The organism is Streptomyces sp. CA-249302 (genome assembly GCF_050936785.1).
Lineage (GTDB): Bacteria > Actinomycetota > Actinomycetes > Streptomycetales > Streptomycetaceae > Streptomyces.
On sequence record NZ_JBNJMG010000001.1, the window covers coordinates 8390902 to 8405341 of the forward strand.

Below are 14440 nucleotides of genomic sequence, written 5' to 3' on the forward strand. Positions count from 1 at the left end.
GGCCGGGGCGCCGCAGGCAATAGGGTGGGGCGCTGAACGTCCGCCGTAGCACCACGTACAGGGAGATACGCATGGCACCCGGCCTTCCCCCCGCCATGGACCGACCGCACTTCATCGGGATCGGTGGGGCCGGGATGTCCGGGATCGCGAAGATCCTCGCCCAGCGCGGGGCGAAGGTCGCCGGCAGCGATGCCAAGGAGTCGGAGACCGCGGCCGCCCTGCGCGCGCTCGGTGCGACCGTGCACATCGGGCACGCGGCGGAGCATCTCGCCGACGACGCCAGCTGTGTCGTCGTGTCGTCGGCGATCCGGCAGGACAACCCGGAGCTGGCGCGCGCCGCCGAACTCGGCATCCCCGTGGTGCACCGGTCGGACGCGCTGGCCGCGCTGATGGACGGGCTGCGGCCGATCGCGGTCGCGGGCACCCACGGCAAGACGACGACCACCTCGATGCTGGCGGTCTCCCTCTCCGAGCTCGGCCTGAACCCCTCGTACGCCATCGGCGGCGACCTGGACGCGCCCGGCTCCAACGCGCTGCACGGCGAGGGTGAGATCTTCGTCGCCGAGGCGGACGAGTCGGACCGCAGCTTCCACAAGTACGCGCCCGAGGTCGCGATCGTCCTCAACGTCGAGCTCGACCACCACGCCAACTACGCGTCCATGGACGCGATCTATGAGTCCTTCGAGACGTTCGCCGGGAAGATCGTGCCCGGTGGCACGCTGGTGATCTCCTCGGACCACGAGGGCGCCCGGGAACTGACCCGGCGGCTGGCCGGTGCGGTGCGGACGGTGACCTACGGAGAGTCGGCCGACGCCGATGTCCGTGTCCTGTCCGTAGTCCCGCAGGGCCTGAAGAGCGAGGTCACCGTCCTCCTGGAGGGGCAGGAGCTGACCTTCACGGTCTCCGTCCCGGGTCGCCACTACGCGCACAACGCCGTCGCCGCCCTCGCGGCCGGGGTCGCCCTGGGTGTCCCGGCCGCCGAGCTGGCCCCTGCCCTCGCCGCCTACACCGGCGTGAAGCGGCGCCTCCAGCTGAAGGGCGAGGCGGCCGGCGTCCAGGTCATCGACTCCTACGCCCACCACCCGACCGAGATGACGGCCGACCTGGAGGCGATGCGCGCGGCGGCGGGCGACTCCCGGATCCTCGTGGTCTTCCAGCCGCACCTCTTCTCGCGCACCCAGGAGCTCGGCAAGGAGATGGGCCAGTCCCTGACCCTCGCGGACGCCTCGGTCGTCCTTGACATCTACCCGGCCCGCGAGGACCCGATCCCGGGCGTGACCAGCGAGCTGATCATCGAGGCGGCACGGGCGGCGGGCGCGGACGTGACGGCGGTCCACGACAAGGCGGAGGTGCCGGACGTCGTGGCGGGAATGGCGAAGGCCGGTGATCTCGTTCTCACCATGGGCGCGGGCGACGTCACGGACCTCGGCCCGCGCATCCTGGACCGTCTCGCGAAGTAAGGGGCTGAGCTTCATGTCGTACGACGTCGAAAAGCCGGACGAGGAGTGGCGTGCGGAGCTGACGCCGGCCGAGTACGCGGTGCTGCGGCAGGCCGCGACGGAGCCGGCCTTCACGGGTGAGTACACCGACACCAAGACCAAGGGCGTCTACTCCTGCCGGGCCTGCGGTGCCGAACTCTTCACCTCCACCACGAAGTTCGAGTCGCACTGCGGCTGGCCGTCCTTCTACGACCCCAAGAACACGGACGCGGTGGAACTGATCGAGGACCGCACCCACGGAATGGTCCGCACCGAGGTCCGCTGCGCCCGCTGCGGCTCGCACCTCGGCCACGTCTTCGAGGGCGAGGGCTACCCAACCCCGACGGACCAGCGCTACTGCATCAACAGCATCTCGCTGCGGCTCGCGGCGGACGAGGGCTGATCGCGCTCGCGGGGAGGAACGGCGTGGTGGCGGGTTCGGCCACCACGCCCGGCCAGGTGGGCCATGCCGTGCCCGGGCGGGTGGGTCAGGCTGTGCTCGGGCGGGGTGCGCCTCGGAAGACCTGGGTGGTGTGCCAGGAGCAGTGGGGCTGTGCGACGGGCCGGGTGCCGGGTTGCGGGCCGATGAGTGGGCGGCCGGCGAGTGCGGTGACGTGGTCGCGGGCCGTGGGGCTGCGGCCGACGAAGTGCTGGGAGACCAGGACGCGGTGGCCGTCGCCTATGCCGAGGACGCCCCTGTCGAAGAGCTTGTGGTGCAGTGAGCACAGGCAGAGCCCGTTGTCGACGTCGTCCGGACCGTCGAACGCCCACCACCGCACATGCGCCGCCTCCAGCCCGACCGGCAGCGTGCCGAGCATGCCGTCGTAGCCGCAGAAGGCGCACTGGTACTCGTAGGCGGTCAGCACCATCTCCCGCATACGCCGGTCCCGCTGCCGCCGCTCGGGCGTCGTCAGGGCGTCCGTCTCCGCCAACTCCAGTTCCAGGCCGACCGCATCGCACAGATCCTGGTGCAGGGACGGCGGGAAGTGCAGATCCAGCAGGACCCTGGCCATACGGCCCAACAGCGACGGTTCCCGCCGGAGCGCCGCCCGCAGATCCGGAGCGAGCCGTCCGGCGGCCCGGCTCTCGCGGAGCTTGAGCACGCCGGGGCCGGGACTGCCGGGGCCCAGGTCGGTCCGTACCTCCCACACCTCGTCGTTGGTCAGATGGTGGAAGGGGTACGCGGGCGTCGTCTCACGCGCCGGCCCGTACTCCGCCAGCAGCCGCCTCAGATCCCCCTCCACCACGCTGTACGACAACTCGCCCTCGGCATCGGCCTGAAACCGCCCCAACGCGTACAACAGCAGCAACGGCTTGTGCGGCGCCCGCACCCCGTCCCGACTCCACTGCCTCAGCTTCGCGACGCGCTCCAGCCAGTCCATGGGCGTGATCTTAGTGACGCCTCACGGCATGCCTTCCACCGTGCGCCGACCCGCGCTCCCGCTGTTCGTCAGCCCGTGGTGAGGTCCGAGCGCATGGCTGTGCGGAGAGCTTCGAGGCTCTGGCTTACGGCGCTCATGCTCGATGACCATTCGGGGTCGGCGTTGATTTCGGGCTCGTCGAAGCGGTCTCGAAGGTCGCGGATGCGCCTGAAGGCTTCGTTTGCCGTGTCGCCGAGATGCTCGGGAGCGATGATCAGCATCTGGTAGCGGAGGTGGTAGGCGTTGGTGGAGCCCAGTATCCGGCCTGCCTCGTCGATCCGCTCCTGTCGGGTGAGGCCGGTGCTGCGCTTCAGGTCGCGGAGGCGGTGTGTGGTGAGCGAGAGGGCTCCGAGGTACTCGGCGTACAGCTGCTGTCTCACGGCGCGTTCGCGAGCCGAGTTCTCCCGGTGCCAGCGGGATCGCTCGGTGAGGAGTGTCGTGCCGACGCCCAGGACGGCGCCCAGAGCCGTGCCTGCGAGAGTCCCCCAGTCCACGGGTACGGGCCCTCAGTACGCGTGATGCGTCTGCCAGAACGACCAGGCGCCGCAAGGGCTTCCGTAGGCGCTGTTCATGTAGTTGAGGCCCCATTTGATCTGGGTGGCCGGGTTGGTCTGCCAGTCGGCGCCGACCGAGGACATCTTGTTGCCGGGGAGGGCCTGGACGAGGCCGTAGGCGCCGGAGGAGGGGTTGACGGCCAGGTAGTTCCAGCCGGACTCGCGCTCCACGATGTTGCTGAAGCACTGGAACTGGCCGGACGGCACGATCGACGCGGCTATCGCCTTGATCTGCGCGGTGGTGTACGAGGGCTGGAGCGAGACGCGCGTGGAGCCCGAGGAGGACTGCGCGGACTTGGCCTCGGCCTCCTGCTTCGCCTTCTCCGCCGCTTCCTTCTTCTGCGTCGCGGTCCTGGCGGCAGCCTTGCGAGCCGCCTCCTCCGCGTCCTTGCGTGCGCTCGCGTCCGCCTGGACGGCCTGGACGTCGGCCTGCTGCGTCAGGGACGCGGTCTGCACCCGGGCCTGCTGGCCCGCCGGAATGTCCGCGAGGAGCGTGGCGTCGGCCGCCGTCGCCTCGGCGTCATGGGGCTGCGCGGTGCTGCTGGAGGCGACGCCGACGACGCTGCCGACCGCGGTGACCGCGGTGGCGGAGGCTGCCGCTAATCCCCGCACGGATATCGGGCTCACGCGCTTTCCTTCCGGTTCGTCCGAAGGGCCGTGCTGTTGAGTGGCGCAGGCAACTCGCCTGCCGGCCCCGGCAGTTGGAACACTCTGCCGTGCCGGAGCAGGAGGCGCAATCGTGGAGCAGGTGTGGATGATCACACGTTCAACCTTCCGTCCTGTGTGAACCGTGTGGAGGGATTTCCCCTCCAGCGCTCGGCTCGCCCCTCGGTCAGGTCATTCGACTTGGCCACACCCGTGTCGCCCCAGCAACGTAGGTGTCAGCCCGAAAGGTTCACGTTCCGAGCCCGTTGAGCAGGGTGTCCACGACCACGTCCGCCGCCTGCCCGGGGCTCAGTTCGGGCAGTTGGCGGGTGACGAGGTGCATGAGTTGGGGCAGCAGCCCGCTCGCCCATCCCGCCGGGAGGCCGGAGCGCAGGAGGCCTTCGTCGGTGGCGCGTTGGAGGAACACGTCGACCTCGCGGACGGAGGTGTCGCGGCGCGCGCGGACGCTGTCGTCGGCGAGCATGCGGGCCAGGTCGACGGGCCAGGTGCGGTTCACGACGATGATGTTCTCGACGTAGCGGTGCAGGGCGACGGCGACGGGCGCCTCGCGCAGCCGCGCGTCCTCGATGGCGTGCTCGACGGCCGTGAGCCGGGACTCGTAGATCGCGGCGAGGAGTTCCTCGCGGGAGGCGAAGCGGCGGTAGACGGTGCGCCGGTCCACGCCCGCCTCGGCGGCGATGCTCGCGATGCTCGCGCCGGGATCGGTGGCGAGCATGCGTGCTCCCGTGGTCAGAACAGCTTCCAGATTGCGCGCTGCGTCGGCTCTCACCGCACCCACTCTAGTGGCTCACTGTGAAGGCTGAGACATCTAACACCTCTTAGGAGGAGACCTTATTTCAAGAATTGCTACATTATTGAGACGGTTAACGAGGGAGGGGGCTTGCGCTGCCCGCCGGTGTCCGGGGTGTCAAGGCCTGTATCGATTACTGGTGATGAATCTGTCCAGTGGGGTACGTCACCTGTCAAGATGGTGACGACTGGTAAACTCGGTTTCACGGCCGACGTGCGAGGCTGGAGCCTGCGCGGACACGCGGACGGTTGGACAGGGACGGAAAGGGAGGTGCCATGAGTGACGCCGAGGAGAAGGCGCTACTGGCGGGTGGCTGCTTCTGGGGCATGCAGGAACTGATCCGGGCGCTGCCCGGTGTGGTGCGCACCCGGGTGGGCTACAGCGGCGACGACAGCAAGCCCAACGCCACGTATCGCGACCACGGGAACCACGCGGAGGCGATCGAGATCGTCTTCGACCCCACGGTCACCGACTACCGCACGATCCTGGAGTACTTCTTCCAGATCCACGACCCGAGCACCCGGAACCGGCAGGGCAACGACATCGGGGCCAGCTACCGCTCGGCGATCTACTACTTCGACGACAAGCAGCGCAGCGTCGCCGAGGACACCATCGCCGACGTGGACGCGAGCAGGCTGTGGCCGGGGCCGGTGGTGACCGAGGTGGTGCCGGCGGGCCCGTTCTGGGAGGCCGAGCCGGAGCACCAGGACTACCTCCAGCGCTACCCGGACGGCTACACCTGCCACTTCCCGCGCCCCAACTGGCGCCTGCCCAGGCGCAGCGAGGCCTGAGAAGAAGCGGCGCGGCCGGGAAGGGTGATCTCTTCCCGGCCGCGTTTTCACGTACGTGCTCCGGCTGATGGCTGATGGCTTATCGGTGGAGGTGGTCGGCGTCGATCACGGCCCGGGCGAAGACGGCGGGCGCCTCCTGCGGGAGGTTGTGGCCGATGTCAGCGATCGTGCGGTGCTCGTACGGGCCGGTGAAGTGGTCGCGGTAGGTGGAGCCGTCGCCGGCCGGGGTGAAGGGGTCGAGCGCCGGGTCGAGGGTGATGGTGGGGACGGCGATCGGCGGCTGGGCCGCGAGCAGCTTCTCGTAGCGGTCGTAACGGTGTTCACTCTCGACGAGGCCGATCCGCCAGCGGTAGTTGAAGAGCACCACGGCCGCGTAGTCGGGGTTCTTGAAGGCCTCGGCGGTGCGCTCGAAGGTGGCGTCGTCGAAGTTCCAGTTGGGTGAGACGAGCGTCCATACGTAGCGGCACAGCGCGATGCGCTCCTTCTCGTTCTCCATGGTCTTCCTGCCGCGCTCGGTGGCGAAGTACCACTGGTACCACCAGTTGTGCTCGACCGCCGGAAGGGCGGGCTCCAGCTGCGCCTTACGGTTGGTGATGACGTAACCGCTGGTCGAGACAAGGGACTTGACGCGCTCGGGCCACAGTGCGGCGATGATGTCGGCGGTGCGCGAGCCCCAGTCGAAGCCGGCGAGCACGGCCTTCTCGATCTTGAGGGCGTCCATGAGGGCGACGATGTCCAGCGCGACCGCGGACTGCTCGGCGGTGCGCGGAGTGCGGCGGGACAGGAAACGCGTGCTGCCGTGGCCGCGCAGATACGGAACGATCACGCGATAGCCCTGCTCGGCGAGGATCGGGGCGACGTCGACGAAGCTGTGGATGTCGTACGGCCATCCGTGCAGGAGCAGGACCACCGGGCCGTGGGCGGGGCCGGCCTCGGCGTAACCGATGTCCAGGACACCCGCCTTGACCTGCTTGATCGTGCCGAACCCGGCACCCGGCGCGGTCGCGGTGGTCGCGGCGGTGGCGCTGGTCTGGAAGCCGGCCATCGAGACCGCGGCCGCGCCGGTGCCCAGCCCGACGGCCTTGCCGAAGGTACGCCTGTCGATCATCTGAATCCTCCGTCATGTGTCTCCACCGCGGTTCCTGGCGGGATGACCGTCGCACAGCATTCGTCACCTGTCAAACCGGTGACTATCTCGGAGTGGCGGCACGTAAGTGCTACATTGAAGTGACAGTTAAGCAGAGAAGGGGCTCACGCATGATTACCTACGACCGGCTTTTCATCGGTGGTTCCTGGGTCGAGCCGAGCGGTCCGGAGCTGCTGGACATCGCCTCGCCGCACGACCGGTCGGTGGTCGGCCGTGCCGCGCAGGCGCTGCCGGCGGACGTCGACCGTGCGGTCGCCGCGGCCCGGGCGTCCTTCGAGGCGGGCGAGTGGCGGCTCACCCCGCCCGCCGAACGGATCGCCGTCCTGCGGGAGTTCAACGCCCTGCGCGAGCAGAACGCGGAGAGGATTGCGGAGTTGATCTCGCTGGAGAGCGGCTCGGCAGGCTGGTTCACCCGCGCCGGGCAGCCCGGCCTGACCCGGCAGGCGAACGCCTACCTCAAAGCGGCGGAGGAGTTCGGCTGGGAGGAGACGCTCGCGCCCTCCGACCCGGCGTCCCCGGTGCGCAGCGTGGTGCGCCGGGAGGCGGTCGGCGTCGTGGCCGCCGTGATCCCGTGGAACTCGCCCTTCTCCTCGGCCACCGCGAAGATCATCCCCGCGCTGCTCGCCGGCAACTCCGTGGTCCTCAAGGTGTCTCCGGAGAACTCCCTCAGCATGGGCTTCCTGGCCGAGCTGCTTGAGCAACTGGGCCTGCCCGAGGGTGTGATCAGCGTCCTGCCCGCCGACCGGGAGACCAGCGAGTACCTGGTGTCGCACAGGGAGGTCGACAAGATCGCCTTCACGGGCTCCACGCGGGCCGGCCGCCGCATCGCGTCGATCGCCGGCGGGCAACTCAAGCGGGTCAGCCTGGAGTTGGGCGGCAAGTCGGCCGCGATCATCCTGCCCGACGCCGACCTCGAGAAGGCCGTCGCGAGCGTACGGTTCGGCTCGCTGCTCAACAACGGCGAGTCCTGCATCGCCCAGACCAGGATCCTGGCCCCGCGCGGCCGTTACGAGGAGATCGTCGCCGCGCTGAAGCAGCTGGTGGAGTCGCTGAAGGTCGGCGACCCGAACGACCCCGACACTTTCGTCGGCCCGATGATCCGCCCCGACCAGCAGGAGCGGGTACGGGACTACGTCCGGCTCGGTATGGAGGAGGGTGCCCGGCTGGTCGCCGGCGGGCCGCAGGTCCCGGAGGGGCTGGAGAAGGGCAACTACGTCACGCCCACCGTCTTCGCCGACGTCGAAAACTCCATGCGGATCGCGCAGGAGGAGATCTTCGGCCCGGTCCTGGTGGTCATCGCCTACGACGACGAGGACGACGCGGTCCGTATCGCCAACGACTCCGAGTACGGCCTCTCCGGCGGCGTCTGGTCCGCCGACGAGGAGCACGCCCTGGCCGTCGCCCGCCGTATCCGCACCGGCACCGTCACGGTCAACGGCGCGTCCATCGCCTTCGACGGCCCGTTCGGCGGCTTCAAGGCGAGCGGTGTCGGGCGCGAGTACGGGGCGGTCGGGCTCGGTACGTACACCGAGTACAAGACGATCACCGTCTGATTCAGGTCGAGGGCAGGCGGATGCCCGGGCTGGTCACCGTCTTGACGGGTGACGGAGGCGGCTGCCATGATTTCGTCACTGCCTAAACCGGTGACGTGTGGAGTCTTCTGGCCGGATGGGCGTCCGAACACCCTTCGACCCGGACGGGGAGCATCAGTCATGGCAGTCAGCTACACCGCAGTTGTGGACGTCGACGGAGAAGGCCGGAACGGCGGTCGTGTCCGCTCCTCCGACGGTCTGTTGGAGACCGGCCTCGCGCTCCCCAAGGAGCTGGGCGGCGCGGGCACCGCGACCAACCCCGAGCAGCTGCTGGCCGCCGGCTGGGCCGCCTGTTTCCTCGGTGCCCTCCGCCGTGCGGCCACCTCCCGCGGGATCCGGCTGACCAGCACCGCCATCACCGCCGAGATCACGCTCACGCACGGCGACGACGGCGAGTTCTCGCTCTCCGCGGTGCTCAGCCCCGTGCTGGGCGGCGTCGACCGGGCCACCGCCGAGGAGCTCGCGCACGCGGCCCACCGGATCTGCCCGTACTCCAAGGCCACCCGCGACAACATCCCGGTCACCATCGACGCGGCCGCGGCTGCCTGAAGTCGGGTCATCGAACAGAAGCCCCCGCGAACCACCTTTCGCGAGGGCCCTCTTGACGCTGGAAAGTCAGTGCGCGGTCGCCGCCGGTGTCGTCTTCTTGCGGGCGCGGTAAGCCGCCGCCTTGATCTTGTTGCCGCAGGACTCCATGCCGCACCACTGGCGCCGCATGCCCCGGGAGCGGTCGATGTAGACCCGGGTGCACTCGGGGTTGCCGCACTCCTTGATCAAGGGGACGTCCGGGCCGCTGAGCAGTTCCACCGCCTGCCGGGCGACGGTCGCCAGCGCCTGTTCGGGCGTCGCCTCGGTGTGTCGGCCGGTCAGGGTGAGCTGTGGGGTCACGGGGGTCCTGCGTGCGCCGGCGTTGAGCACGGCGAGCGCCTCCCGGTCGAGCTCTTCGCCGAGCCGGCGGTCGGTGACGAGCCGGTAGAGCGCCTCGCGCAGCTCCACCGCCGCCCAGACGTCGTCCTCCTTGCCGGGGGTGATCGTGTCCACCAGCCCGGACTCCAGGTACCAGGCATTCAGCCGCTCCGGCGTCACGAACATCTCGAACCGGGTCGAGCGCCGGGCTCGGAGGGTGGCCGCGAAGTCGAGGGCCGGGTGGCCGCACACGAATACATGGTCAAGATTCACATCACCATCTTGACAGGTGACTCTGCTCGGATGCAAGAAGCGTCACGGTTTGAACCGGTGCTCACGCGCCTCCCGCCTCCGGTGCAGTGCGGCACCGTCCTCGGTCCCGGCGTACTGCGAGGTGACGGTCACCCTCATCCACTCCGGCGACGGCGACCACGCCAAGGCGGGAACTTCGCCTCCCGCTCCCGGCACGAGGCGTCGATCGTCGGCAAGGAGGTCGTCGACGGGAACTACGGCCGGGGTCCCGCGTACTTCTACCGCCTCTCGAGCGCGGCAAGGTGCCGAAGACGCTGCCGGCCACCCCGATCCGGCCGGCGCTTCGAGCTTCGGGTGCGGCCGAGAGCCGTAACCCTTCTTCTCCGTCCCGGTCCTTGCGTTCACGGTGCGGACCGGGACGGAGCGGGGCGTGCTCAGCGATCGGCGTCGGCCGTCCGGGGGCCGTGAGTTTGCTGGCGGACGAACAAGGCCGCGGGGACGGCCATGACGATCAGTACGACTCCGCCCATGGCGTTGCCCACATGGAGGGCGTCGGTGAACGCCCTCGGTACCGCCGTTCCCACCACGCGCGCCAGGGACGAGGGGAGGCCGCTCGCGCCGCCGCCGTGCGATACGCCCGCCACGACCCTGTCCGCCTGCGGTGCGGGGACGCCCGCCTCGACCAGACGGTCGTGCAGGTTGCGGGGGAAGCGACCGGTGACGGCGGTGCCGAGGACGCTGGGGCCGAGTACGGTGCCCAGTTGACGGGACATGTTCACGGCTGCCGACGCCATGCCCGCCTGCTCCGGCGGGACGCTGTTGACCGCGGCGGCCGTCGAGGGCGCCGTCAGCAGGCCCGCTCCGACGCCGGCCACGAGCAGTCCGGGCCACATCGCCCCGTACCCTCCCGAGGCGTCGGTCGCGAGCAGCGCGAGGGAGCCGGCTCCGATGAGGACCAGGCCCGCGGTGATCAGGGGCGTCAGGCCGACCCGGCGTACCAGCACCCGGGCGGCCACCACGGTGACCAGGAGGAACGTCGCGAACAGCGGCAGCAGCCGCACACCCACGTGGAGGGGGCTGTTCTGTCCCACACGCTCCATGTAGAGCACGCTGAGCAGGGCGACACCGACCAGTCCGAAGACGCTGACCGCGGCCACGCCCATGACGGCGGAGAAGGAGGCGCTCCGGAAGAGCCGCAGGTCCAGCATGGGGTCGGGGTGGCGGAGTTCCACCCGTACGAACACCAACAGGGATACGGCGAAGACGACGTACATCGTGATGATCGGCGCCTTTGTGTACCCCGTCGCGCCGCCCTGGATGATCGCGTAGGTGGCCGAGGCCGTCATCACCGTGCCCAGGACCAGGCCCGCGGCATCGAGCTTGCGCGTGGGGTGCCTGGACTCGGCGACGAAGACCGGGGTCAGGAGGAGGGCCGTGCCCGCGATGACGAGGTTGGAGATGTAGACGGCGTGCCAGGAGAAGTGCTCCAGCAGGGCTCCGGCGAGGATCGGGCCGACGGCCAGGCCCACTCCTGAGCACGCGGCCCAGATGCCGATCGCGGCGGTGCGCTCGTGCGGGTCGGTGAAGGTGGCGCTGACGATCGCCAGGCTGGTCGGCAGTACGGCCGCGCCGCCGATGCCCGCGATGGCCTGTGCGGCGATGAGCGTGCCGGCGCTGTCGGCGAAGACGGCGACCAGGCTGCCGGCCAGGAAGACCGCGGCACCCAGCCGGAACACGCGTCGCCGCCCCACCAGGTCGCCGAGGGTTCCGGCGGACATCACGAAGCTGACGACCGCGAGGCTGTACGCGCTGGTGATCCACACCAGCGTGCTCGCGGTGATGTGCAGGTCACTCTGGATGGCGCCGAGGGCCGAGATGGTTGAGGTGACGTCGACGAAGGCCATCATCACGCCGAGGCAGACCACCAGCAGGCCGAGCCAGGGGGCCCGGCCGCCGACGGGGGCCGGGGCGTGGGCGGCCCGGGCGGGAACGGGCACCGTCATCGGACGGTCACCGCCCTCCTCTGCGACACCCCGAGCGATACGACGGCCGCCGCGGCCATGAGCCCCATGGCGACGGACCATGCGTGCCGGTAGGTCTCCAGCGGGGCTCCACCGGAGGCGGTGCCGAGCATGGCGACCAGGATGCTGATGCCGACCACCGAACCGATCTGGATCGCCGTGGTCACGATGGCGCTGCCGGTGGCCGCCTGGTCGGGGTGCAGGCCGACCGTCGCGGAGGAGACGGCCGTCGGCAGCGCCAGCCCGGCGCCGACCCCGAAGACCAGCCAGCACGGGAGGATCCCGGAGACGTAACTCGGGTCGTTGTGCAGCAGAAGGACGAAGAGCAGGGCGCCGACGGCGGCGACGGCGCTGCCGGCCGCGGCGACGACGCCGGCCGGGACCCGGAACCGGCGTTGGAGGGTCTCGCCGAGAGCGGCGGCCAGGGCGAAGCCCACGGGTCCGGGAAGGGTGGCGCAGCCGGTCTTGATGGCGGAGTAGTGCCAGTGGTTCTGCAGCCACAGGATCGTCGACAGCAAGAGGCCGGCGAACGAGGCCAGCTGCAGGGTGCCGGCGAGGTTCGCCGCGGCGAAGATGCGGTTGCGGAAGAGCGAGAGGTCCACCACGGGCACCGGGTGACGTGCCGAGCGGAGCAGGAACACCAGCACCCCGACTCCGGCCACGACCAGCGAGGAGACGACACGGGTGTCCGACCAGCCCCAGTCGGGCGCCTTGACCACGCCGAGAGCCAGTGCGCCGACCACCACGATCAGCAGCACGCCGCCGAGCAGGTCGGGCATGCGGGTGTCCTGGTCGTGTCTGACGTTGGCCACGAGCCGGGCGGCCAGCACGATCGCGAGCAGCCCGACCGGGATGTTCACCAGGAACAGCCACCGCCAGGAGAGCTGGACCAGCAGCCCGCCGAAGATCGGGCCGCACACCCCGGACAGCGAGCCCGCGGTGAACCAGATCTTGACGTACTGCTCCACCTTCTCCGCGGGAGCACTCGTCAGCACCAGGCCCAGGCTGGCCGGGGTCAGCAGGGCGGCGCCCACCGCCTGGACGGCGCGGAAGACGACGAGCGTCCATACGTCGCCGGACAGCCCCGCGCCGAGGCTCGCCGCCATGAAGACGGCCATGCCGAGAAGGAAGCCGGCCTTGCGTCCGTAGCGGTCGGCGAGCCGGCCCGCGGGGACGAGAAGCGCCGCGTAGACGATCGCGTAGCCGTTGAGGACCCAGCTCAGATCCGACAGTGAGGTGGCGCCCACACCCCGCCCGATGTCCGGCAGGCCGACGTTGGTGATCCAGACGTCGAGTTGGCTGAGGAAACTCGCGCTGGCCAGCACGGTGAGGATGAGAGCCGGGTGGGCGGTCGAGGAGCCTCCGCCTCCCCGCTGCGTCCGTGGAGGGGCCAGCTGATCTTGCGAAGACATACGTCTCATCCGTTCTGCGCGATGCGCGGGGTGCCGTGAGCGACGGGCACCAGAGTTCTGGACCGTTGTGTCAAGAACCGTAGGAAGTTGTGGAACGGAATGTCAAGAATGCCTGCGCGGCCTGTACGCTGGCCCTCATGGGGCGTCCACCAGGATTCGACAGGGACAAGGTCGTGCAGGCCGTCGAGCGGCAGTTCCGCCGTTCCGGATACGCCGGCACGAGCGTCGACGACATCGCCAGGACCGCCGGGCTGGGGCGCGGCAGCCTCTATGCCGCGTTCGGCGACAAGAGCAAGCTGTACCTGCGGACGCTGGAGGCGTACTGCGACCGCGCCGAGTCCGCCTGGGCGGCCGTACTCGAAGGCCCGGACGACTCCGCGCTGGAGCGGCTGCACGTCTATCTCGTGAAGTCGGCGCGCTTCGTGCACGACGACCCCGACGGGCTCGGCTGCATGGTGACCGGTTTCGTGGTCGAGGGGGTCGACCACGATCCGCAGGCCGAGGCGCGCGTCAGGCAGGCCCTCGGCAGGATCGAGGGTTCACTGACCGGGTGCGTCCGGGCCGCGCAGCGACACGGCGACCTCGATCCCGAGGCGGACGCCCCCGGAATCGGCAGGCTGCTCATGGCGGTCAACCGGGGCATGGAAGTGCTGGCCAAGGGCGGGCTGGACGTGGTCGCGCTGGAGCGCGTCGCCGACCAGGCCTTCGCCGGCCTCCCGCTCACGGCGCGGGCGCGGTCCCGGCGGGCATCCCTCGAGCGGGCGAGCTGAGACATTTCCCTGAAGGGGTACGGCGGTCCGCCGGAAGATCTGCGTCGCGTTGCCGACTCCGGTCGGCGCTCCGTGGCGAACGACTCGATGTAGGCCAGGGCTCCGTCCTGGAACGCGGCGGTCGGCAGGTGGGTGAGTGGCGCCCCGTCGCCCTCTCCGCCGACCACGACTGGAAACGAACGGTCACTTGGCTCGCAGGGGCTCGGCGAAGGACCTGCGCAGGGACGCGGGGGCGGCGAGGGGGAGCAGGGCGGCGAGCATCCTGCCCTTGAGCGTGTTCGGCTCGCGCGTCAACTCGACGTCCACGCGGGTGCCTTCGCCGTCCGGGGTCATCCGGAAGACCCAACCGCCGCCGGCGCCGAACAGCTTGGAGTCCAGCGTGCTGACGGTGACGGTGTCGCCGCCCGGCTCCCAGTCGTAGCGCGCACGCTCCCACGCGGCGGCCGTGCCCTCGGTGACCTCGGCCCAGGTGTCGCCGAGCCCGTGCACCTCGAAGTGTTCGGCGTCGATCGTGGGCCAGGCCTTGGAGCGCGCGGGGCCGAAGTCGGTCAGCACCTCCAGCACGTCCGACGGGCTGAGGGTGGAGACGAGGTGGAAGCGTACGACTGCCATGGCTTTCCTCACGAAGAAGTAACCGCTC

The 14440-nt window shown here is 70.0% G+C and carries 15 protein-coding genes; 6 read left to right on the plus strand and 9 right to left on the minus strand.

The features are described 5' to 3' along the window. Window positions 1-71 precede the first annotated feature (71 nt). Window positions 72-1460: a UDP-N-acetylmuramate--L-alanine ligase gene (gene murC, locus ACQEWB_RS37975; RefSeq protein WP_432839314.1), complete on the plus strand. Its 1389-nt coding sequence runs from the start codon at window positions 72-74 to the stop codon at window positions 1458-1460. A gap of 13 nt (window positions 1461-1473) precedes the next feature. Continuing rightward, complete coding sequence (msrB, locus tag ACQEWB_RS37980; RefSeq protein WP_432839316.1) at window positions 1474-1881, plus strand: peptide-methionine (R)-S-oxide reductase MsrB; 408 nt, start codon at window positions 1474-1476, stop codon at window positions 1879-1881. A gap of 85 nt (window positions 1882-1966) precedes the next feature. On the opposite strand, the gene ACQEWB_RS37985 is transcribed toward msrB, so the two are convergent. The 4 genes from ACQEWB_RS37985 to ACQEWB_RS38000 all read right to left on the minus strand — a co-directional run bounded on the left by ACQEWB_RS37985 (window position 1967) and on the right by ACQEWB_RS38000 (window position 4834). Further along, window positions 1967-2860: a phosphorothioated DNA-binding restriction endonuclease gene (locus tag ACQEWB_RS37985; RefSeq protein ID WP_432839318.1), complete on the minus strand. Its 894-nt coding sequence runs from the start codon at window positions 2858-2860 to the stop codon at window positions 1967-1969. Window positions 2861-2928: 68 nt separating this feature from the next. Then, a complete protein-coding gene (locus tag ACQEWB_RS37990) occupies window positions 2929-3393 on the minus strand; it encodes a hypothetical protein (protein ID WP_432839320.1) in 465 nt (154 codons plus the stop codon). Window positions 3394-3405: 12 nt separating this feature from the next. Beyond that, window positions 3406-4080 (minus strand): transglycosylase SLT domain-containing protein, encoded by a 675-nt coding sequence (locus tag ACQEWB_RS37995; protein ID WP_432839322.1) that lies wholly within the window; start codon window positions 4078-4080, stop codon window positions 3406-3408. 268 nt (window positions 4081-4348) lie between these two features. Continuing rightward, window positions 4349-4834, minus strand: coding sequence for a TetR/AcrR family transcriptional regulator (locus ACQEWB_RS38000; protein WP_432844217.1), 486 nt, complete (start codon window positions 4832-4834; stop codon window positions 4349-4351). Between the two features lie 350 nt (window positions 4835-5184). On the opposite strand from ACQEWB_RS38000, the gene msrA reads away from it, so the two are divergent. Next, window positions 5185-5700 (plus strand): peptide-methionine (S)-S-oxide reductase MsrA, encoded by a 516-nt coding sequence (msrA, locus tag ACQEWB_RS38005; RefSeq protein ID WP_432839324.1) that lies wholly within the window; start codon window positions 5185-5187, stop codon window positions 5698-5700. Window positions 5701-5779: 79 nt separating this feature from the next. On the opposite strand, the gene ACQEWB_RS38010 is transcribed toward msrA, so the two are convergent. Beyond that, a complete protein-coding gene (locus ACQEWB_RS38010; RefSeq protein WP_432839326.1) occupies window positions 5780-6808 on the minus strand; it encodes an alpha/beta fold hydrolase in 1029 nt (342 codons plus the stop codon). Between the two features lie 149 nt (window positions 6809-6957). Between ACQEWB_RS38010 and ACQEWB_RS38015 the strand changes: the two genes are divergently transcribed. Together ACQEWB_RS38015 and ACQEWB_RS38020 are read left to right on the plus strand one after the other, a co-directional pair. Then, the gene (locus tag ACQEWB_RS38015) at window positions 6958-8400 is read left to right on the plus strand and encodes an aldehyde dehydrogenase (protein ID WP_432839328.1); all 1443 of its coding nucleotides are present in this window, start codon (window positions 6958-6960) and stop codon (window positions 8398-8400) included. 159 nt (window positions 8401-8559) lie between these two features. Beyond that, window positions 8560-8988, plus strand: coding sequence for an Ohr family peroxiredoxin (locus tag ACQEWB_RS38020; protein WP_432839330.1), 429 nt, complete (start codon window positions 8560-8562; stop codon window positions 8986-8988). Window positions 8989-9054: 66 nt separating this feature from the next. Here ACQEWB_RS38020 and ACQEWB_RS38025 read toward each other — a convergent pair whose 3' ends face one another. The 3 genes from ACQEWB_RS38025 to ACQEWB_RS38035 all read right to left on the minus strand — a co-directional run bounded on the left by ACQEWB_RS38025 (window position 9055) and on the right by ACQEWB_RS38035 (window position 13030). After that, a complete protein-coding gene (locus tag ACQEWB_RS38025; protein WP_432839332.1) occupies window positions 9055-9618 on the minus strand; it encodes a CGNR zinc finger domain-containing protein in 564 nt (187 codons plus the stop codon). A gap of 413 nt (window positions 9619-10031) precedes the next feature. Continuing rightward, window positions 10032-11600: an MFS transporter gene (locus ACQEWB_RS38030; RefSeq protein WP_432839334.1), complete on the minus strand. Its 1569-nt coding sequence runs from the start codon at window positions 11598-11600 to the stop codon at window positions 10032-10034. Continuing rightward, window positions 11597-13030, minus strand: coding sequence for an MFS transporter (locus ACQEWB_RS38035; RefSeq protein WP_432839336.1), 1434 nt, complete (start codon window positions 13028-13030; stop codon window positions 11597-11599). Before ACQEWB_RS38035 ends, ACQEWB_RS38030 begins: the two co-directional genes overlap by 4 nt. Window positions 13031-13167: 137 nt before the next feature. On the opposite strand from ACQEWB_RS38035, the gene ACQEWB_RS38040 reads away from it, so the two are divergent. Then, on the plus strand, window positions 13168-13800 hold the full coding sequence (locus ACQEWB_RS38040) for a TetR/AcrR family transcriptional regulator (protein ID WP_432839338.1): 633 nt from the start codon (window positions 13168-13170) through the stop codon (window positions 13798-13800). Between the two features lie 183 nt (window positions 13801-13983). Here ACQEWB_RS38040 and ACQEWB_RS38045 read toward each other — a convergent pair whose 3' ends face one another. Then, window positions 13984-14412: a hypothetical protein gene (locus tag ACQEWB_RS38045; protein WP_432839340.1), complete on the minus strand. Its 429-nt coding sequence runs from the start codon at window positions 14410-14412 to the stop codon at window positions 13984-13986. Window positions 14413-14440: the final 28 nt, after the last annotated feature.